The 21,316-nt window shown below is 69.2% G+C and carries 14 protein-coding genes; 4 read left to right on the top strand and 10 right to left on the bottom strand.

What is annotated here, in order from left to right; all coding sequences use genetic code 11:
* The 4 genes from A6A06_RS42465 to A6A06_RS08275 form a co-directional block, all read right to left on the bottom strand.
* A partial coding sequence (locus A6A06_RS42465; RefSeq protein WP_206780361.1) for a hypothetical protein occupies nucleotides 1-203 on the bottom strand: 203 nt, incomplete at its 3' end.
* A gap of 221 nt (nucleotides 204-424) precedes the next feature.
* Entirely contained in the window at nucleotides 425-622 is a 198-nt protein-coding gene (locus A6A06_RS08285; RefSeq protein WP_073760527.1) for a hypothetical protein, read from the bottom strand.
* Between the two features lie 330 nt (nucleotides 623-952).
* Nucleotides 953-2,167 (bottom strand): McrC family protein, encoded by a 1,215-nt coding sequence (locus tag A6A06_RS08280; protein WP_073760526.1) that lies wholly within the window; start codon nucleotides 2,165-2,167, stop codon nucleotides 953-955.
* A complete protein-coding gene (locus A6A06_RS08275; RefSeq protein WP_073760525.1) occupies nucleotides 2,164-4,020 on the bottom strand; it encodes a DUF4357 domain-containing protein in 1,857 nt (618 codons plus the stop codon). Before A6A06_RS08275 ends, A6A06_RS08280 begins: the two co-directional genes overlap by 4 nt.
* Before the next feature lie 439 nt (nucleotides 4,021-4,459).
* Here A6A06_RS08275 and A6A06_RS08270 point away from each other — a divergent pair, with 439 nt between their 5' ends.
* The 3 genes from A6A06_RS08270 (at nucleotide 4,460) to A6A06_RS08260 (ending at nucleotide 9,094) form a co-directional block, all read left to right on the top strand.
* Nucleotides 4,460-5,131: a hypothetical protein gene (locus tag A6A06_RS08270; protein WP_073760524.1), complete on the top strand. Its 672-nt coding sequence runs from the start codon at nucleotides 4,460-4,462 to the stop codon at nucleotides 5,129-5,131.
* Between the two features lie 140 nt (nucleotides 5,132-5,271).
* A complete protein-coding gene (locus A6A06_RS08265) occupies nucleotides 5,272-6,954 on the top strand; it encodes a DUF262 domain-containing protein (protein ID WP_079193880.1) in 1,683 nt (560 codons plus the stop codon).
* A gap of 340 nt (nucleotides 6,955-7,294) precedes the next feature.
* Nucleotides 7,295-9,094 (top strand): alpha/beta hydrolase, encoded by a 1,800-nt coding sequence (locus A6A06_RS08260; protein WP_199930756.1) that lies wholly within the window; start codon nucleotides 7,295-7,297, stop codon nucleotides 9,092-9,094.
* A gap of 60 nt (nucleotides 9,095-9,154) precedes the next feature.
* Here the strand turns inward: A6A06_RS08260 and A6A06_RS08255 are convergent, their stop codons facing one another.
* The 6 genes from A6A06_RS08255 to A6A06_RS08230 form a co-directional block, all read right to left on the bottom strand.
* Complete coding sequence (locus tag A6A06_RS08255; RefSeq protein ID WP_079193879.1) at nucleotides 9,155-9,826, bottom strand: CPBP family intramembrane glutamic endopeptidase; 672 nt, start codon at nucleotides 9,824-9,826, stop codon at nucleotides 9,155-9,157.
* A gap of 438 nt (nucleotides 9,827-10,264) precedes the next feature.
* Complete coding sequence (locus A6A06_RS41515; protein ID WP_073760521.1) at nucleotides 10,265-10,876, bottom strand: DUF6928 family protein; 612 nt, start codon at nucleotides 10,874-10,876, stop codon at nucleotides 10,265-10,267.
* Between the two features lie 435 nt (nucleotides 10,877-11,311).
* Nucleotides 11,312-14,095: a pPIWI_RE module domain-containing protein gene (locus tag A6A06_RS08245; RefSeq protein ID WP_199930755.1), complete on the bottom strand. Its 2,784-nt coding sequence runs from the start codon at nucleotides 14,093-14,095 to the stop codon at nucleotides 11,312-11,314.
* A gap of 32 nt (nucleotides 14,096-14,127) precedes the next feature.
* Nucleotides 14,128-17,637 (bottom strand): hypothetical protein, encoded by a 3,510-nt coding sequence (locus tag A6A06_RS08240; RefSeq protein ID WP_073760519.1) that lies wholly within the window; start codon nucleotides 17,635-17,637, stop codon nucleotides 14,128-14,130.
* Nucleotides 17,630-18,835, bottom strand: coding sequence for a hypothetical protein (locus tag A6A06_RS08235; RefSeq protein WP_199930754.1), 1,206 nt, complete (start codon nucleotides 18,833-18,835; stop codon nucleotides 17,630-17,632). The genes A6A06_RS08240 and A6A06_RS08235 overlap by 8 nt, the downstream gene beginning before the upstream one ends.
* On the bottom strand, nucleotides 18,772-20,337 hold the full coding sequence (locus A6A06_RS08230; RefSeq protein WP_073760517.1) for a PD-(D/E)XK nuclease family protein: 1,566 nt from the start codon (nucleotides 20,335-20,337) through the stop codon (nucleotides 18,772-18,774). Before A6A06_RS08230 ends, A6A06_RS08235 begins: the two co-directional genes overlap by 64 nt.
* A gap of 49 nt (nucleotides 20,338-20,386) precedes the next feature.
* Here A6A06_RS08230 and A6A06_RS08225 point away from each other — a divergent pair, with 49 nt between their 5' ends.
* Complete coding sequence (locus A6A06_RS08225; RefSeq protein ID WP_199930753.1) at nucleotides 20,387-21,289, top strand: serine/threonine protein kinase; 903 nt, start codon at nucleotides 20,387-20,389, stop codon at nucleotides 21,287-21,289.
* Nucleotides 21,290-21,316 lie beyond the last annotated feature (27 nt).

The raw sequence follows: 21,316 nt of genomic DNA, 5'->3' as shown, positions 1-21,316 counted from the left end.
CCCCCGCCATATCCCCCCTCATACACCCCCTCGTACACCCCGCCATACGCCCCGTCATACACCCCGCCATACGCCCCCTCACCGTCCGGAAACGCCGACTCCGGGCCGCCGACCACGGGGGGCCGTTCCTCCGTGTCCCACAGCGACGCCAGCTCGGGGCCGAGTTCCGACACGACGGCGGCGTCCCACCCGTCGTCGGCCATCGCCTGGCCCATGGGCCCGCCGTGCGGGTACGGGACGCCGCCGGCAAAGGCGACGGGCTCCTCCGTACTCTGACGCGGCAGCCGGTGACGGCCGGTACCGGGAGGCACGGGGACCCGCGGGTTGTCGTTCACAACAGCTCTCACAGGAATCGGTGGTGGCCGGTGGGAAAAGGGGCCGGCCGACGCGCCGCCCATCGGGGCGGCGGGCGCCGGAGGAGCCGTTACCGGCCGTCGTCCGAGATGCCGTCGAGGGCGGCCAGCAGCTGTTCCAGCAGGTCACCGGTGTATTCCAGCCGGACGCGCTGTCCGGGACGCAGCAGGTGGACGTCGGGCCGGACGTCGGGCGCGCTGCGGGGCACGGTCGAACTCAGCTGCCAGGTGCCGAGCTGCCGCGTGGGGGAAACGATCGTCTCAGTCATACGTCGTCAACGAATGCGCCTCACAGCGGGTGACTGCGGCATACGGGCGAATGAGAATTAAGATAACTAATTCCTCATAACGGTGCTTCAACGACAGAACCGGAAGCAGCCGCACCATCACGAGTCGACCAGAACACCCGCCACAGACCCGACTCATCCCCCCGCCCCACCAGGCCGCCGCACTGACCAGCAACAACACCATAAGGGGAGAGTCTCCAACAAAGAGCCACGACTCCCACCAAACCCGACACAAATACGGACACACAGCGGCCGCACGGCGGGCCGGGCCGCACAGCGGTCGGGTTCCGGCGTCACCGTTACAACATCGCGTCAAGCGCCCGCATGCCGTCGCGAGCCGGCCATCCGCTCGGCAAGGGCCCGGATCTCGGCGAGGAGAACCGCTGAAGGCGCGCCCATACTCACAGCGTGCTGATGCAACATCACACCGGATCGGCGCACATGATGGCCGGCGTGCGGTGCGCTCCCCTTCGCGTACACCAGATGCCCTTCCCGCAATCCGAGGGCTGTGCAGTACGCCAGCATCTGATAAAGATCAGCGTCGGGATATCCCTCCGGAGTGCCGACCTTGTACTTCGCGTCGGCCACGGCTGCGGGCACCCCTGATTCCCCGTACCAGACGAAGTCCGGCCTCATCCGCACGGCGGCTTCCTCGTCGAGATGAACGTTCTTCGCCTGAAGCACACCACGACCGCCGTACGGGGCGAGGGCATTGTTCAATGCGACGCATACGAAGTCCTCGAACACCTTGTTCATGTCGAAGAGAAAGCCGTTCATCCGGATTCCGCCCGGCAGATGCTCGGCCGAAGCGCCGTCCAGCACGATCCGTGCCAGCTGGAGGGCGCGATGGTACCGGGCGTTGAGGCGATTCGGCCGCCATTCGGGGATCGCCTGCCCCCGGACGAGCGGCGCGGCATCCGCCAGTCGTGCCCGCTGATGCATCAGGCGCGCCCTTACCGCACGAGGCACACCCGGCAGCCGCAACAGCCGCTCCACCGCGGCACGCAGAATGCGATTCTCGGCGATGTCCGTGGTGAACTCGTCGTACGCGACTTCGACGGGCAGGGCGGCACCGAAACGGCGCCGTATCTGTTCGGCTTCCTTGATCCGGCCCCGCACCACGAAGGCCGTCTGCTCGGTCGCCCGGTAGCCCTGGAGAAGGCCCCGCCGCAGCGCGCGGTCCGTCTGCCGCTCCACGGCGTGGGCGAGCGCGGGCAGCAGCTCTTCGTGCTCGTCGGCCTCCACCTCACCGTCCAGCCATCCGCGCGGATCGAGGCTGTACCCGAGGAGGAAGAACAGGCGCGCGATCGGCACCTTCGGCGTGACACGCAAGGTGACCGGTTCGTCTCCCGGTACGTCGACCACGACAGCCCCGACCTTGCTCCTTGCCCGCAGCCGCCACAGTCCCGGCTCATAGGGGTCCGGCGCGGCGTCCACGATCTTCGAGGCGGCAAGGGCCCGCCCGGCCCCGTCCGGCAGCGGCACCCGTCGGGCCGGGGCGTGTTCGACAAGGTCGACGGTGGTCACGGGGTATCGGTTCGTTCCTCGGCAGCAGCTGTTCCCGTGGCCTTGCGCGCGGCCACCGCAGCCCGCAGCGTCGCCAATCCGTACCGCCGCTCGACGTCCACTCCTTCTCCATAGTGATGTTCTTCCAGCAAGGGCAGGATCTTCGTCCGCCACGTACGCGCCAGCCCGCCCTCCCGGTACACGCCAGGCTTCATCAGGTACGACGGGCCGATCCGGAAGTCCACGTCGTCGATCCGGGCGTTGAGGGCTTCCAGCAGGTCGGCCGGCTCGGTGTCCTTGCCCTCACCCGTCAGCCAGCGCCGCAGCAGCCCGCTGGTCGGCTCGATCCGCGGCGAGAGTTCCACGAAGGCGAAGCGCCGCCGCATCGCCGCGTCCACGAGCGCGATGGACCGGTCGGCGGTGTTCATCGTGCCGATGACGAACAGATTCCGCGGCAGGGCGAAGTCCTCGTTCGAGTAGGTCAGCCGGACCGACTTGTTGCGGTATTCCAGCAGGAAGTACAACTCGCCGAAGACCTTGGCAAGATTGGCCCGATTGATCTCGTCGATGATCAGGAAGTGCGGGATGTGCCGGTTGCTCTCCCGGCTGGCCAGATCGGCGAGCTCCCGCAGCGGCCCGGCGGTCAGCCGGAAGGCGACCTCACGCGTTTGCGGATCTTCCTGAGGCCGGAAACCTTCGAAGAAATCCTCGTACGCATAGCTGGGATGGAACTGCACCAGCTTGACCCGTTCCGGCCCGCCTCCCAGGAATTCGGCCAGTTCCTGCGCGAGGTAGGTCTTGCCCGTGCCGGGCGGCCCGTAGAAGATCAGCTGACGCTCGTCCCAGAGCAGGTCGCGCACCTCCCGCAGCCATGAGAGGCGGTCGACATTGAGCCGCGTCCGCAATTTCTCGTCCGGCTCGGGAAATTCCAGTTCACGGCGTGCGGTGAGGACCGATGCCTCGATGCCGGATATCCCGGTGCTCTCCTCGGCCGCCCTCGCCAGCTCTTCGTCGCTGACTCCGAGGCCGTCGACGATGCCCTTGACCGCGGTCAGATCGACCACGTCGTCCCGGACGGAGAGTTTCTGCTGGAGTTCTTCGGGCAGTTCCTCGTACGCGTACCCCTCGCTCCCCCACTCCACGGGACGTCGCAGACCGCTTCGCCCGTCTTCCAGCGTGATCTGCTCGGCATCTCCGGTGATCTCACCGACGTACAGCCTGTTGTCGACGAGCGTGCACACGCTGTCGCCCGGCCTCATGCGGGACAGGAAAGCGTGGAAACCCTCGACGAGCTGGGCCTTTTCGCTGTAGGTGACCGCCGCCCCGTAGTCCTCGTCGACGAAGGTCCGCACCTGTTCCTTGCTGGCCCTCGGGGGCACCCCCTGCCGCAGCCGGTCCGCCGCGAGAATCACACGGCCTTCTTCCAGCCACACGCGTACCAGATCGAGACTGGTACCCCCGGAGTCACGGACCAGCCAGACGCGGCTGGGCCCCGGCCACGTCTGCTCCAGGAAGTCGGCAAGCGGCCGGCCGGCGGCGGTCTTCCACGCCAGCCAGCCGTTGGAACTGCGGCCCACAAGAATCTCCGCCGCCGCGGACGGCGAATTGCACTCGACGTCCCGGAGGACCTCCAGCCATCCCGGGCGGGTGGACGTCTTCGCGATGACACCTTCGGTGATCAGTCTCTCCCTCAGCCTGTGGGAGGACGGCATGCGCAGGGGGAACGACGGCACGACATCGGGCCGAGCCGGCGAACCGGCGAGCACCACCATCTTCTGGCTCCCGTTGGTGCCCTTCTCCGTGAGCAACCGCCCGCGCGCCACCGGCCCGCCGTACGGCAGGCTCAGCAGGAATTCCGGGTATGCCTCAGCCATCGGTCTCCTCGGGCGCTGCGTCGGTGTCATGGGTGTTGTGTTGCGAACGTTGTGTTGCGAACGTTGTGTCACGGGTGTTGTGCGGTACGAGGTCATGGTGCTGTGAGGTACGCGCTCGCCACACACTCTGCACGCGGTGACCGAGATGCCCAGCCTCCGAGCGTCAGAGAATCCGCTGCGACGCGAGCGGCATCGAGCACGATGCCGAAGAATCGTACGAGCCCCGCTGCCGCCCTCCGCATACGGCCCCGAGAAGGACCACAGCGCGGCCTTCGGGGAACGCGGTGACGGGCCGGGCCTCGCGGCCCGGTTGTTTTCAGCGGTTGTTTTCAGCCGAAGCGGCCCCGGATTTCCTTTCTGCGCGTACGCCACCGATGATCTACTCCATCGTCGGACGGCACGAGGGGCAGCGGTGGGTACGGGTGAAGAAACGTCGGCGGTGGTGATGGCGACCGCAAAGTCGGAGACGGAAGACCTGTCGACGATGCTGGGGATGACCGTCTCGCAGATCGTCCAGGCGGTGGGCGGTTTCGAAGGTGATACGGCCGCGATGGTGCGGGCTTCCGTGCGCACGGCCGAGCGGGTGTTCGCCACGCTCGACACGTGCGACGACGTGATCGACGAAGCGTCCGCCACCGGCCGGGAGGCAGCCGGCCGGCTACGTGAGCTCCTCGCTTCCGAGTCCGCAGCGGACGTCGCCACCGAGCTGGAGAAGCTGGAAGCGGTCGCCGCACACGTACGGCGCACCGGCGAAAGCCGCCGTCTGATGAACCGTGTGCTCGGCCGGGAGGATCAAGACACCCCCATGGCCGGCGCCGGTCGCCTCACCATGGGCACCCTGCCGGCGCGTCCCTCCTTCTTCGGTGAGAACGACAGTGCCGAGGATCTCTTCGCGATAGCGATGGACCGCGAGCAGCAGAAGCCCCGGCTGAAGCACGTACACGCACAGCGGATCGACCATGTCGCCACGCATCTCGTCGCCGTCGTGACACAGGCCGCCGCAACGGGCTTCGCCGATGAGCGAGCCGCTTCCGAGTCCCTCGATGAAGCGCGTCTCGCATTCGACTTGTGGCAGACCTGCCTCGCCGAACGAGATCAGGACCTGGTGTGACGAACCAATGAAGAACCCGTCGCCGCCATGGTGACCGGCCCCTCCGGATCCCTGTCGTCGAGAACGAGAAACCCCTGAAGGCCCCTCATTTCCGGCCAAGTTGGCTCAGCAGGCGCCTTGCGCGACCGGGAGATCGTACGGTGGCGGCAGATCATCGGGGAGGGATCTTGCGGGCGGACACAGTTGACCTTCGGCGTATCTTCGGCAGGGACATCCGGTACACGGTGCCACTGTTCCAACGCCCCTATGTGTGGAACAGGGACGAGAACTGGTCCGCACTGTGGGAGGACATCCGCCGGACCGTGGAACGGGCCGAACAGGCGGCGCAGAGCGACGAGTCGGTGGCGCCGCACTTTCTCGGTGCGGTGGTGTTCAACGAGACCTCCTACCTGTCGTCGAACCTGGAAACCCGGGAGGTCATCGACGGCCAGCAGCGTCTGACCACACTGCAGCTCCTCCTCCTCGCTGCCCGCCGTTCGGCGACGGCGCTTGAGCACGAAAGGTCAGCGCGGCTGCTGGGCAAGTTCCTGGAGAACGACGAGGACCTCTTCGACAGTGACCAGGACCCCGATCACCGCTACAAGGTCTGGCCCACCAACGCCGACCGTGACGAGTTCCGGTCCGTGATGCTCGGCGAAGGGAACGGCGGGCGCCTCACGCAAGCCGTCGACTACTTCCAGCAGGAGATCGCGGCCTGGACCGCCGACACGGCCGAGCCCGGTCAGCGTCTCGAAGCGCTGGTGCAGACCATGCGGGAGCACCTGCGACTGGTCATCATCGACCTGGAGAAACACGACGACCCGCAGGTCGTCTTCGAAACGCTCAACAGCCGCGGGACGCCGCTGGAGCACGCCGACCTGATCAAGAACCTCCTCTTCCGCAGGGCCGAACACGCCGGCGCGGACGTCGGCCGGCTCTACGAGGAGCTGTGGGCACCTTTCGACCAGGACGAATGGCGGACCGAGCAGACCACGGGCCGCATCACCCGCAGCCGCCTGGACGTCTTCCTGACCCACTGGCTCACGATGCGCACCCGGAGGGACTTCACCACCTCGACCCTGTTCAAGGAGTTCGACCGGTGGCTGAAAACGACGGCCGCCCCGACCGAGGACGTCTTCTCCGAACTCGCCCGGTACGCCGAGATCTACGACAACATCGATCAGCACCCCTCACACGGGGTGGAAGGCCGCTTCCTCTACCGGATGCGCATCCTGCAAACCTCCACTCCGCTCCCCCTGCTGCTCTTCCTCTACGGCCTCGACGACACGGTGCTGCCGCGTGAGCGCCGCCTGCGCGCCATCCGCGCGATCGACAGCTACCTGGTCCGCCGGACGATCCTCAGCCTCGGTAACCGCGACTACAACAACGTCTTCCGGGAGCTCGTCGCCGCCGCCTCACTGAAGCCCGGGCAAGCCGACGAGGCGATCATCACGGCGCTCGCAGCCATGCACGGCCCCCACCGCCACTGGCCGACCGACACGGAGTTCCGCGCGGCGCTGGAGCACGAACCGCTCTATGTCCGTCTCTATCGCAGCCGGCTGCGCATCGTGCTGGAAGCGCTGGAGGACGCATTGCGCACCGACCACACCGAGCAGCTCACCGCCCCTGACGGTGACGAGCACCTGGGGGCGAAACTGACGATCGAACACGTCATGCCCCAGAGCTGGCGGGAACACTGGCCGGCGCCTGCCGACGACCCGAGCGACGGTGCCGACCGTGACGAACTCGTCCACACCCTCGGCAACCTCACCCTGCTCACCCAGGGGACGCGGGCCAGTGCAGCGTCGGGGTCGCCAGCGTCTGTCTCGGTCTGCACAGCCTGACGCTGAGCAAGGCAGCGGCCCCCTCTTCGCGGCTCTGCGCACGGCTGCCCCTTTTGGCCCGTCCGGCTATGGCTCCCCCCGCGCGGGCGCCCTACTGTCAACGGCAGACGGATCCAGGACCGCGGCCGTGAAGATCCGTACGTCGGTCGCCTGCCTCTAAATGAACCCCCGCACGCTCATCCGCACCGCAATTCCCGCTCGGAGCACTGCCGCCGACCAGCGCGGCCGTGCCGTTCCGGCGGGACGGCGAGAGGAAGGGGAGGACAGGTTCCTGCGCTGACCTCAGTGGTGGCACCGGTTGGGGTGCCGTCCTGGTGGGGCCATTCGGACGGAGGTAGCCATGGCGGGAGACATATCAGGATCACCGGACACCCCACCCCCGCACGCGGACACCACGAACACCTCGAACGCCGCGGACACCACGAACACCTCGAACACCTCGAACACCTCGGATATTGCGGACACCGCAGCAGCGGCCGAGGGTTCCGGTCCGTCGCCGAAGCCCCGTAAGCGCCGGAAGCTGTGGTCCGTCACGCTCCCCGGGAGCTGGGGCGCGCTCCTGTTCGCCTGCCTCTCCTTCACCCCGTCGCTGCTCCCCCGCGGCGGCATCCTGCAGGGCTTGATCTGTGGCATCAACGCAGCCCTCGGCTACGCGGCCGGTGTGCTCGCCGCGAGGATGTGGCGCGCCTTCGCCGACCGGGAACCGCGGCCCCCGCAGCGCAGGTCATGGCCCGCCTTCTTCCTCAGCGCCGTCATCCTGTTCGGCCTGTTCTTCGGCTTCGGGCAGTACTGGCAGTACCAGATCCGCCGGCTGATGGGAGTGAAGGACTACGACGTCCCCCTCGCCGTCGCCTCCCCCCTCATCGCCGCACTGGTTTTCTGCCTCCTGCTGCTGACCGCGCGTGGCGTCCGCGGCCTGTACCGCCGGCTCGTGCGCCTGCTCAAGCACTGGATCGGGCCGCGTGCCGCGTCCGCCGTCGGCTGGACCGCAGTTGCCGCCCTCGTCTGGGCGATCGTCACCGGAGTCCTGCTCGACGGCTTGGTCGGCCTCGCCAACCAGACCTTCTCGCTGCGGGACACCACGACCGAGGAAGGGGCGCAGCGGCCCACGACGACCCTGCGTTCGGGCGGGCCGGGCTCGCTCGTACCGTGGGACTCGCTGGGCCTGCAGGGGCGCAACTTCACCGGCACCGGCCCGTCGGCGGCTGCCATCGAGAAGTTCACCGGCCGCCCGGCGCAGGAACCGGTCCGGTCCTACGCCGGGCTGGCGTCATCCGGCAACGCGGAGTCCCGTGCCGCCAAAGCGGTCGCCGACCTGACCCGTCAAGGCGGCTTTGAGCGCAAGAACCTGCTCGTGGTGACGACGACCGGAAGCGGCTGGGTCGACCCGGCCGCGGTGGACACCTTCGAGTACCTCAGCGGCGGTGATTCCGCCACCATCGCGACCCAGTACTCCTACCTCCCCTCGTGGCTCTCCTACCTGGTCGATCAGAGCAAGGCCCGCGAGGCGGGCCGTGCTCTCTTCGACGCCGTGTACGACACGTGGTCGAAACTGCCGTCCGACCGGCGGCCCCGGCTGTTCGTCAGCGGGGAGAGCCTGGGCTCGTTCGGCGGCGAGACCGCTTTCAGCGGCGAGTACGACCTGCGCAACCGCACCGCGGGCACGCTGTTCGCCGGGCCGCCGGCCTTCAATACGCTGTTTCGGGAGTTCAGCGACCGCCGTGACGCCGGCAGCCCCGAGGTGCAGCCCGTCTACAAGGACGGGCGGACCGTGCGGTTCGCCAACAGTCCGGCCGCACAGATCCCGCCGTCGGACCGGCCCTGGAACGGCAGCCGCGTCCTGTACCTCATGCACCCGTCCGACCCGATCGTCTGGTGGAGCCCGCACCTGGTCTACCGCGAACCGGACTGGATCGGCCAGCACCCGGGCAAGGACGTGCTCGAATCCATGGTGTGGCTGCCGTTCGTGACCTTCTGGCAGGTCACCGCGGACCTTCCGTTCTCCACCGACGTCCCCAGCGGCCACGGCCACACCTACACCACCGAGTACGTGGACGCGTGGAACGCCGTGATGCGGCCCCCGGACGTCACCACGCAGGACCTCGGCCGCCTCAAAGACGCCATCACCGCCGAGAAGTGACCACGTACGCACCCTGCAGAAGTGGTACGGGCACGCACGCCTGCCCCCTGACCCGCCCGGTCACCGCAGCAGGAAGCCGGCCAGGTAACCGAACGCGTTGACCGCCCAATGCAGACCCATGGGCGCCAACAGGCTTCCGCTACGGCGGCGCAGCTCGCACAAGAGCACACCCGCCGCCCCGGTGAACAGCACCGCCGCCACCACGGCGACCGCCGCACCGAGCGCGGAACGCCCGAACAGCGGCGTCAGGGCGGGCTTGTCCGTCGCCAACCCCAGCGACGGCAGGACATGCCACAACCCGAACAGCACACTCGACACGGCCGTCGCCCACACCACGCCCCCGGCCCGGCGCACCAGGCCGTACAGCACACCCCGGAAGGCGACCTCCTCCAGCAGCACCGTCCCCACCGGCACCGTCACCAGGACACGCAACGCCACCTGGCCGCCGGTCAGCCCGCCGTACCGCTCATCCGCGAACAGACCCCGCGTGACCGGCAGCAGCGCCACCGCCGCATACCCCACGCCCACCAGCCCGATCAGCACCAACGCCCACCGCGCGCCCCGCTTCAGCGCCGCAGCATCGAGCCCCGCATCCGCCCAGGTGCCCCCGGCCCAAAACAGCACCCCCGCCAGCAACACACTGACCACAACAGCGGTCAGCACCCCGAACGACGGCGCCCACCGGCCGTTGACCAGATTGGCAAGCACCAGCACCACCACAGTGACACCCACAGCCGCACCGGTGCCCAACGACCGCGACGCCCGCGACGCCCGCGTGGCACCGCCAGACGAACCGTTTCCCTTTCGCCCCACGACACGCCCCCTGAGGAGACAGCCAACCGAGCACCACTGACGGGGTATCGGTCGCCTCACTCATCCTGCACCTGGCAACCGCCGCAGTCCACGGCCACCGGGCGAGCCGAGCGGCCGCCCAGAGCCACCTCGGCCAAATCCTCCGAACAGCGAGTCGGCACAAGGGTTCCGGCCAGCGGAGCAACACAACTGACGCCCCATCAGCACGAGCCCGTCACTCCGATGCGACTACCTCGCTCCGCTTGTAAAACGGCAGAAGCCCTGCCTTTCGGCAGGGCTTCTGCGGCGAGCTGCGGCAGTCAGTCGACACAGGAATCCGCATTCACCGTAAGCCACCAATCGGTAGCCGCATGCAGGCTACCGACTGATGCTGAAAGCCGGGATCTCGATGTCTTCGGGGTTGACGCACGAGGGGTCTTCGTACCCTTCGAGGATGAACCCGAAGAGTTCCCGCAGCGCTTCATTCCCGAAGTCTACGGGATGGAAGGGGAGAGCATATTCTGACTCTCCAGCGGAATGCTCCCCATTCCAGAAGGGCAGCTCGAACGGGAGATACTCGCCCAGATTTTCCGTGATTCCGGAGTCCGGGCTCAAACTCACCGAACGCACCAGCTCGCCGCCCGAACATACGGCGAAGGATGCCCAGTCGTCCGCACTGTGCATGAATACACCGTAGGCGGTTCGACCACCTGCACGACGCACGATATCTTCAGTCAGCTGACTGGGGTTCGGCTTTGCGAAGTTGCGAGAACAGATGACTTCGAGGCCTGAATAAGATGCCGCGCATACGGTCCCAGGGTCGGGCCAGGCCGCCAGGGACAGGGGAAGAATCTCCGATTCGCAGGCCGTCGCCCCGAGAACTCCCTCAGCCAGCAGCTTCGATTCACGCTGGTCAATCTTCAGATCGCGCCGGAACACCCCTCGCGAGTCTTCCTCCACGAACGCCACAATGACCGCTTTCGATCCCATCCGTTTTCCTTCTTTTTCTCTGGCGCGCTGAATTAAGCTGCTTTCCGCACAGTCCGCACTGCCACAGGGCGATCTCTACGCCCATTTTACCCCTGGCCCAGGCAGCACTGAACTCCCCAGGAATTCCGAGACGGCCGTACCGCTATACGCCACCTGACGACGGGCACAGTTCCTGTAGATCTCACCCCTGCCCGCGGGTACGGGATCCGAATTACGGATATGCCATCGCGGACCCGGCCCGCACCATGAGCGGTGAGGTGCGAACAGCACCGCTGTCACGCCTTCCGCCTCCTGACCGACCGGAAGGCACGCATGACGTGGTCGTCTCCGCCCTTGCGGGGCCGGCAGTAGCCGGCCCCGCAAGGGGTTTCTGCCGCCGCGTCGTCCCCGTCCCCTATGACAAACAGCAAATGACGTTGGCCTCAACAGCCTCGCTCATGGAGCGGATGACGTGCCCCTCTCCTCCTTCGTTCCGGCCACCGGAAGCACGTATTGACCGGCAAGGCGCGCCAGGTGCAGCGGCAGGGGCCGGGCGAGCGGCGGGTAGTCATCGTGGTAGCGCAGCTGGTGCGTGAGCGTCGCCCACTCCGCCGGGCGGTCGGGCAGGTCCCCTGCACGCCCCGAGTCCGCCAGCGCCTTCTCCGACAGGCAGCCGAGCACGGTGATCTCCAGCTGTCCGGGGTTCCAGGCGGTCTTCCCGGGTGCTGTCCGGCCCTGTGCCGTGGGCGCCAGCTTCATGAGTCCCTTCGGCAGTTTCGCCACCGTGTGCGGGGTCGAGGCCGTACTCGCGAAGACACGGCTTTCCGTCTCCGCCGTCCCCCACACTCCCTCGGCGAAGCCGACCCTGCCCTTGGTGTCGTGGGCGTACCACTCCGCCACTTCCTCCCGCGCGTTGGCGTCCCGTACGAGCACCACCCGCAAGTCGTCGCCGTACAGCGTGTGGCGCTGGGCGGGTTCGGTGCCGAAGCCGAGCATGTCGCGGACCAGTTCGCCGTTGCGCAGGCCGGGCCAGCACTGGCGCAGATTGCCCGCGTCCGCCAGCAGGAGCGTCGGGCGGTCGCGGAGCTGGAAGAGCAGCGCGCGGATCTGCCGCTCGGTCTCCCGCTGCCTGTGCTGCTCCACGCCCGGGCGGGCAGCGGGCCGGTGCCCTCCCCGGGCGGCCGCGCCATCATCAGAGCCTCCCGTCCCAGCCCTCTCCACCGCCACCGGTTCCACTGTCTGGGAGAGCAGCAGCAACAGCTTCGGGTAGGGCACCCATTCGGCGCGCTCGGCATCCCACCCCTCGATGACGCCCGGCCCGTCTCCGGGGCGGACCCGCACCGCGACCAGCCGGCGGGCGGGGCACCGCGTGGGTCCCTTCCTGGTGTGGCGTACAAGCCAGAGCGCCACGTACTGAAGATCGCCGGGAACTCCTGCTCCCACCCGGTGGGCGGGCGGGCTGATCGCGCCGAGCTGCCGGAAGGCGTCCAGCCAGGTCCACCTGGCCCGGTGCTCCAGGCCGCTGTCGGTGTCGTCGGGCAGGTTGACGAACTGGCTCAGCAGGCCCTGCCGCGCCCAGGCGATGCGCAGCGCGTGCTTGGGGTCGGAGTCGGGGACGGCGGCGAAGCGCTCCTTGCCGGCGATCTCCGCGAGCACGACTCCGGCCCCGGCGGGACGCGCGGCCGTCCGGTCCGCCACGAGCCGGCAGCGCCCTTCGACGGCTTCGGCCAGCCGGACGGCCCTGGGGCGTTTGCGCTCCCGGGAGACCGGCAGTGCGTCGGCCAGGGGCCCCGCGGGCCGGGCTCGTACACGGATCTCGATCCCCTCGGCCCGCCACTGCCAGGTGTCGTCGTCGGCCGGGCCCGCTTTCTCCCCGGGAGGGAAGCCGATGAGCTTGGGCAGTTCCGCGAGCAGTGCGGCACGGGTTTCCGGGGACTGCCAGAAGATGTCGATCTCCAGAGGGCGGCCGTTCAGTGCGCGCGTCAGCGCCGCCCGCCGCTGCAGGGCCAGCTGCGCGTCCCGGACGCCCGGACCACGGCCGGCACCCGAACGGGGCAACAGCGAGGGAGTATTGCTCCTGGTTACTCGCGTGAGATCGGGGACGCGGGTCAGCATGGGGCGCAGCCCTTCCTCGACCCAGGCGTCCAGATCCGCCCGCTCCCGTGGCATCAGCCCGGGTCCGACCTTGTGCGGGCCGATCGATGGGTGGTGGACGATGCCGGCGGCCACGTCCCCGGATCCGTTGATCCAGCGTTCCGGGTGGGTGAAGAGCGCAGTCGGCTGCGGGTAGTTGCGCACGATGTCCAGTTCGGGCACGAGCGGTGCGGGGCTGTGACGGCGCCAGGCCAGTTCGTTCAGCCGCCGGTCGTAGCCGAGGGTGTTCACCATCAGCCGGTGGCTCCGGTCCGGTCCTCCCGGCCACGGCAGCGGAGCATCGAGCAGGACGGTCGTGCCGCCGAGCTGGTGGGGGCGTACGTCAAGCCGGGTGGCCCACCGGCGTACCCGGGTGGACACGTGAACGCGGAACCGTGGGGCGAACGGCACCGTGTGGACCGTGATGTCGAGGCAGGCCGAGTAGTACCAGGTCTGCTCGCGGCGCTCGTACCGCTGGGGCGGCCAGGAGACGAGCCGCGCACCGTTGCCCGAGCTCTCGACGCGGAAGTGGAGTGTGGTGCCCCCGGTGCGGAACGTCCGGGCGGCCAGCCGGAAGGCGACCCATTCGGGCAGCAGGCCGTAGAGCCGTGCGGCGGGTTCGGCGGTTCCGCCTGCCGAAGTCACGGTCTCGGCGAGGTCGACCGGTTCGGCCTCCCAATGCGGCAGCTGGATCGCCTCGGCCGGGTCGCCGGAGCGGAGCCTCTCCTCCAGATCGGCGCCTTCGATGTCGTCCTCCTCCCGGTACATGCCCGCCGCCCAGGTGCCGATCACCGGGGCCAGCACCTCCGGCGGGACGGCTTCTCGCGCGTAGAGCCATGGCAGGCGGCCGTCCGTGCCGGCGTTGCGGCCGGTCGCGATGACACCGGGGGCCATCGCCTGGAGCAGGGAGTTGAGCCTGCGTACAGGGAGCCGGTCGGGGCGGCCGGAGCCCTTGTCGGTACGGCCGGAGCCCTTGTCGGCCTCGGCGTGCATCCTGGTCAGTTCGGTGTGCAACTCCTCGCCGAGGCGCAGCACCCTCATCTCCTGCCGCCACGGTCCATGGAGCGGGTCGGGCTCGTAAGCCGCGACACGAATGGTGCGATACACGAAATTGCCTCCTGAAAGCCGGGATTCGGCGCTTACGGGTGGGCCGGGGCGGGAGCAGGGGCGAGCAGACGGGTGAGCATGCGCCGGAGCGGTTCGTACAGGGCGCGGGCGATGAACTGCTCCTCTGCGCTCTTCGTGCCGCCGTCGAAGTACGGGTCCAGGACGGCGAGCACGCTGTGCAGCAGGCTGGACTCGGGGGTGTCGGTTCGCGGTGGTACGGCCCCGAGGTTCGGGGCGAAGGCGGCGTCGACGAAGACCACCCGGGCCGGTACGCCGCCGCGCACCAGCCGTCCGATCACCTGCCACATCAGGACCAGCATGTCCCAGGTGACCTGCTCCCGTACCTCGTCGTCGAGGCGGCTCCACGCCATCGAGCGGGCGAGCACCTGGTACCAGCGCGATCGGGCGAGGCGGCGGACCTCGTCGGCACCTTCCTCGACGGTGGCCTGTCCCCGTACCCAGGTGTCGAAGTCACCGCCGGTGATGGCGCGGACGATCCAGTCGTTGACGGCGTGTACGGCCAGGGACAGGTCTTCGGGGTGCGGATTGGGCCGTGCCAGGAAGTAGACCGTGCCGATGGCCGCCTCGTCGTAGTCGTTGAGGATGTTGTGGCCCCGCTCCACGGCCAGCAGGGGCGCCACGAGAATGTCCGCCTCCAGGTCCTTGAGGTGCTCGACGTCGCCCCGGCGCAGTGACCGGGCGCGGTAGGCGGACGGCGCCTCGTCCTCCGGGTCGATTTCCTCGTCGTCCGAGACCAGGCACAGCACGCTGTCGCGCCAGCGGGAGTTGAGGTTGTGCAGGGTGTCGGCCACTATGCGCGCCTCGGCGTAGCTGCCGACCAGCAGGAGGATCTGGTCGCGTCCCGAGGGAAGGGAGAGGAACTCGCGCTGCAGTGGGCCGCCTTCGGGGGCGTCGTACTCCCCCGCGCCGAGGTGGGTGGCGATGCGGCGCAGCTTCTCGGGGCGGTCGTCCGGGTGGGTTCCCGACAGGCGCAGCTTCTCGTCGCCGTCGTCGATGAACTCGAAGCGCATCAGGCTCTCGTCCGCGATACGTTCGGTCACCGCGGCCGGAGGTTCGATGATCACACCGACCGGGACGCAGACGTGGTAGCGGCTGGACGCGCCCGCCCAGCTGCTGCCGGACATGAGCAGCAGATGGGCGCCGGGCCTGCCGTCGACGGAGGCGAGGTGGGGCATGGCGCGCAGCAGCTCACGTCCGACGCCGCTGCAGCGGAAGAAGGTCAGCTCGCCGCTTCGGACGCCGCCCTCGTCCTCGCCCGGGACCCGGAACTGGAAGCCGAGTACGTTGCCCATCGGGGCCTCGGGCACCATCGGGCCGTAGTCGAGCGGCCTTCGGTACATCGTGTTGTAGCCCAGGCTGAGGGCGGCCTCGACGCGGGGCCACATGGCGTTGATCATGGCGAGCCGGGGTTCCAGGGCGCTGAGCAGCAGCGTGAACTCGAAGCGTTCGGCGAGCTTGTGCCGCCACTGCTCGGGGGTCTGGGGCGGTGGCTTGGGCTTCCGGCGGCGCCCGCGCTTGTTGTGCCGTTCCTCCTCCTCGCGCTGCCACTCTTCGTACGTCTCCTTGTACTCCTGTTTTCGGGCGGCCATGTACTGCGGGTCGATGTGGAAGACCTCGTCCATGACCTCGGCCAGATGGCGCCGGGTGTTCTCCGGGTTGCCGGTGTGGAGCAGTTCGTTGAGGACGGCGGTGAGCCGGCTGAAGTCCTCCTCCGTCCTGCGGCGGCGGTCGCCGAAGGGGTTGTCGCGGAAGGCGTCGAAAAGCTTGCCGAGGGCCTGCCTGGGGGCGTGGTTCCGGTGTTCCGGTCCGCTGCCGTCGGGGAGTTCGTAGCGTTCGTCGAGCAGTCCGAGCTGGAGCGTCCAGGCGCTGAAGTAGCCCGTCCGCACCCAGTCGCGCAGCTCGTATCCGGCGACGAGCATCGCGTACAGCCGGTCGGTGGCCGATCCGGCGGTGTTGAGGGCGGCGGCGAAGGTCTCCACGTCCCGTTCGGAGAGCTGGGTGCGTCCGCTCGCCGCGAGTTCACGGATCTTGTGCCGGCTCAGCTGGTCGATGAGGCCCTTGTCCTCGTCGCTGGCGAGGACGACGGCGGGTGCGAAGGTCTGGTCGAGCTGCATCTGCACGCGGTCCGCCTCGTCGACGATCACGAGGTCGCTGCGGCGGCAGGCGAGTTCGAGGTAGCGGATGCGCTCGCCGTTCTGGGGGCGGGGCGGCGCGGCGTCGATCAGTCCGGCCGGCGTGGCGACCCAGATCAGGGCGCCGACCAGGGCGCGGGCCCCGTGGTGCCGGGGGCAGGCGGACCAGTACGGGCAGGCCGTCGACCTCTTCTGCCATTCGGAGGCTCGTCCGCCGCCCTTGTAGCGCCGGGGGTCCGACGGTGGCCGGAGCCGGGAGCAGGGCGCCTCGCCGAAGGCAAGCGGCTCGGTGGACGAAGTGGCACCCTGCCGCTTGACGTTGAGCACGCAGGAGGTCCCGAGGTAGGCGAAGGCAGGGTCGTCGTGGGCGAGCAGCCGGTGCTCGCCCCGGCCCGCCAGGCGGCGGTGCAGCCGCTGAGCGTGCCGCTCCCGGCCGGAGGAGCCGAGCACGGGCGCGGCGGCGTCGTCGGTGTAGAGGTTGTAGAGCCGGACGAGCTTCAGCACCTCCGCGACGTCGGTGACCACGATGGTGGTGCGCTTGCCGAGCTTGGCGAGATGGACGGCGATGATGTCGCGCAGTGTGCTCTTGCCCGCGCCGACGATGCCGAGCAGGTGCTGGATCCCGTCGACCGTGAACGTGAAGTCCTCGTCCTTGCCGGCCTTGCGGAACGTACCGTTCTGCTTGGTGGACAGGTCGAAGGCCCGCAGCCGCTCCAGCCAGCGCGGCGGCCTTCCCTCGCCGGTGCGGGCGTGCGTGGCGTCCATCTCCGCCGCGGTGCGCTCCAGGCTCTTCCTGGTGAAGGCCAGGGGCTCTCCGCCGCCGACCGGTTCCAGGTCCATGTCGTGGGTGTCGAGGGGGGTGTGGGGGACGGGCGGCAGGTCGACGACGGCCATGGTGCGGCTGACGGGGAAGGCGTGCGGGCCCTGGCCCGCGACCGGCATGCGTTTGCCCGCCAGCGGCGGCGCGGCACGCAGCAGTTGCTCGTAGACGGGGAAGCGGTCGCCGGCGACGGAGAGTTCGCGGCGGATGGCGGGCGACTCGTTATCCGGTACGTCGTATCCGCGCACCCTGGGGTCGAACAGCTGGTAACTCTCCAGTGCCTCTTCCCAAGCACGGCTCCTGCGCAGGGTCCACAGCGAGTACCGGGCGACGCGCAGCGTCTGCGCGGCGTTCGGTGGCAGCGGCGTTCCGTACGCCTCGGCGAACCCGTATCCGCTGAACAGCACCCAGGCGCTGCCCGCGGGGCTGCCCGGCATCAGCTTCTGCTGAAGGTAGAGGCCGAGTTCCACCTGGCAGAGGGATTCCAGGGCGGGCTGAGGGACGGACGGCCCCAGGAACGCCTTGAGTGCGCTGAGCACGTCGGTCAGGGGTGAGGTGATGCTACGCATCGTCCTTCTCCTCTCTCCGGGCCCGCCCCAGGTCGGGCACGAGGTCCACGGGTGTGGTGAGCACCAGCCGGTCCCGCAGGAGCGCGGGAAGGGCTTCGGCGAAGGCCTCCCGGTAGCCGTCCCGCCCGGCGAGCGCGTCAGGGACCACGACGAAGGTGCGGTCCGCGAGGTGGGCGCTGTCGGTGAGATGTGCGGCAAGGAGGGCCGGCTGCAGGCGGTCGTACACCTGGATGTCCACGATTGCGGGGCCGGTGTCCCTCAGCCGGTAGGCGGACAGAGGCCCCGACAGGGCCTCGTGGTCGATCCCGGCGCGGCCCAGTGCGTCCCGGGCGGCCTCTTCGGTCCGGTACGGCAGTACGAGGAACGCCCGCAGCGAACGCCGCAGGATCCACGCCTGGTCCGGATCGCGGATCAGTTCCGGAGGGGCGGCACGCGGGCATTCCTCACCCTCGCACCAGATATCGGCATCGGTGGCGGACGGCCCGGGTACCGGCACGGTCCCGCCCCGGGGCAACGCGGGGAGCCCGCACGAGGGGCAGCGCAGGAAGACGCCGTCGACGAGCAGGGATTCGGGCAGCGGCCCGTAGAGGTCCTTGACCCGGTTCCAGATGGTCTTGCTCCAGCCGAGCCCGAAGCGGTCCCGCTGCTGGACCACCGGGTGGCGGGCCAGGAACCTCCGGCACTGCCGGTAGCGCTCACCCGCTCCGCACCGCGCTTCCAGGTCGCCCAGAAGCGCGCGGGCATGCGCCGCCACGCCCCCGTCCGGACCGTGGGAGGCGACTTCGAGGCACGACCTGGTCGGCATCCGGCCGATCGGGTGCACCAGCGTCGTGCCCGGGGTGACCAGGGAGCCGGGAACCGCGAAGAGCGGATCGCCGGCCGGCTTGGTCCGGCACCACTCCCACAGCTCCGGAAGGCTCCTCGGCGGTGTCTCCCCGACGTCGAGGCAGTGCATCACCGTGCGGTCCAGCGCACGCTGGGCGAGGCCGGGATAGGGCAGGGCGAACGAGCGGAGCCCCTGGACCTCGGCGAGGGCCGCCACCATGCGGGCGAGCTCGCGGAAGAGTTCGCTGCCCACGTCCTCGGGCGTCTCCCCGGTGTCCGGCCGGCCGGCCCGGCGGGCCGCCCCCGCCCTCATGCCGCGGCCTCGGTGGCGGGCGACGCCGAGCACCAGCGGGCCACTTCGCACCGCTCGCATGAGCGTCCGGGTACGGCCGCGTAGTGGTCGTCCCCGTGCCAGTCGGCCACCATCGCCCGCAGAACCCCCTCCGCCGCGGTCCGGTTGGCTGAGGCGAAAGGGTCGATGATCTCCAGGTCGGCACCGCCGGGGCGCAGCACCTCCAGCTCGACCCGGGCACGGGACGGAGCGCCGCCCAGGTCACCGCGGGAGATCAGCACGACCGCCAGGGCAAGTTGGGGGTAGATCTCCAGCAGGGAGCGGTGGGACCGCCGGTCGGTGGCAGAGGTCTTGGTCTCACGCCACACCCATGAGCCGGCGTCCCGGTAGAGCAGGTCGGGTGCGGCGATCACCACGACGTCGGCGGCGGTGTCGTGCCGCACCACCCTGGGTTCGGTCCGCACATCCGTCCCGTCCCCGACGCACCGCAGCGGGCAGACCGCGGCGTGCCGCCGCAACAGGAGGGCGCCGAGCGTGCGTTCGTGGTCGGGCAGATCGAATCCGTCCGGCACCCAGTCCTCGGGGATCTCGACCGTGCACGGTCGTGGCGATCCGTGGGCGTGCCGGTCGGCGAGGTAGGCGTGCAGGGCCCGGCCGCGCTCGGCCGTCACCTCGCGCTCGACGGAGTCCGCAGCGGGCAGGTGCAGCCGGCGCATGTGGTCGCGGGCCGGGCAGGCCCGGTAGTTGCGTCCGTTGGTCACCGACCAGGTGCGCCGGGGCCGGTCCGGCGCCTCGATGCCCAGCAGTCCCGGCGCCGCACGCAGGGCCGGGCAGACCGACAGGTAGGGGCATCCGCAGCAGGCGGAACCGGGGCGGTACTCCCGTCCGTCCAGCACGCGGGCCAGGGCGTCGGGGCCGTGCTCGCGGTACCGGGCGAGCGCCTGCTCCCGACTGCCGGCGAAGAGCTCTCGCGTACGGCCGTCGAGCAGCGCGAACTCCACGATCCGTACGTGCTCGGGCGGCGGCCCGGGGGTGCCCTCGGCCAGCACCAGGGCGACGGCGGCGGTGAACCCGTCGGGCGGCACGTCCCGGTTCAGGCGGTGCACGGGCAGACGGAGTTCACGGTAGGCACCGTCGGCGGAGGCCAGGCAGCGGCCCCACACGGTGAAGCGGTACTCCTGGGCGTTCCGCGGGTCGGGGCCGGACGGCCGGTAGCGGTACGTCCACGGCTCGGGGACCTCGCTCAGGGGGCGTTCCGGGTCGGCGGGGAAGGCCGCTTCGTACGCCTTCACGCCGTGGTCCGACCAGGTCCTCAGACCGTCGTGCGGGGGTGCGGTACGTGTCCGGAGCGGGCTGCCGGAGGGCCGGGAGCGGGCGTCGCAGGCGGCCATGAAAGGGCCGAGCGCGAAATGCTCCAACCGCTCGCGGCGGCGCGGTACGGGGTCGGCGGTGTGGTAGCCGCGGGCCTTGAGGGCGTCGGCGGCGGGGCACCGGAATTCTCCTCCCTTGAACATCCCGGCGGATACCGTGATGACTCCGGAGGTGCGGGTCGCCCCGTCGGGGGGCAGCCATGACTGTGACATTTCCTGCTCCATTTCTGTCCATTTCTGTACGGAGGGAAGAAGGGTGGCCATGAGGGAGATCGAAGAGATCGGCGATGTGAACAAGAGCTACGAAGTGCTGGACATGGTCGGTGACGGGGGTCAGGGTGACCTTTTCCTGGGCCGTGACCGCAGGAGCGGGGAGAGAGTGGCGCTGAAGCTCCAGAAGGCCCGGAATCTCGGCCCAAGAAGCATCTTTTCCGAGGCTGGAGAAGAGCTTCTCGAAGAGGGTTCTCGGATGAGGAAACTGACGGGAGTTCAGGCAATTCCCGAAATAATTGCAACCGGAACGCATCAAGGACGCCGGTGCCTGGTCATGGAATTCATCGAGGGACGCCAACTGCATGACGTCCTGTCGGACGCCCTGCCCGTCAGACGTCCTGAGGTCATCGCGTCCATCATCGGCCAACTGTGCGAAATCCTGCGGGACGTACACGACCAGAAACTGGTGCACTGCGACCTCAAGCCCGAGAACGTCATCGTGCAGCCGGACGGCCGTCTCCGCCTCATTGACATGGGCCTAGCGATCACGGTCGGGGAGGGGACGTCCGACAGCCGGGGTACGCGCGGCTGGGCCTCCCCCGAACAGTCCGACGCGTGCCCTTCGGGTCTGACACAACGGGCGGACATCTTCGGCCTCGGCTGCATGCTGCTGGAAATGACCGTCATGCGGCTGCCCTACGGCGGCCTGGAGGAATTGGCGGAACCGGGTGGCCCGGTGCTGCCTGACGAAAAGCTCGCCGCGCTCCCCCCGGAGTTCGCCTCCCTCGCACTGTCAATGGTCCGACGAGAGGCGAAGGAGCGCCCTGCAGATGTCCGCGAGGTGTTCGACCAGCTCCGCCCGTACCTGCCCCGGCTGGGCTCGCGGCGGCCGCCGAAGCGGCTGCGTCCCGACCCGACCGAGTACTACCGCACGTATCCGCCCCGGCTGTGACGGTGGTCCGGCAATCGCCGGCCGGGC

Origin of the sequence: Streptomyces sp. CB02923 (assembly GCF_001905005.1) — a bacterium.
Lineage (GTDB): Bacteria > Actinomycetota > Actinomycetes > Streptomycetales > Streptomycetaceae > Streptomyces.
The sequence above is the reverse complement of the archived record's forward strand: the minus strand, read 5'-3'. Positions and strand labels throughout refer to the sequence as shown.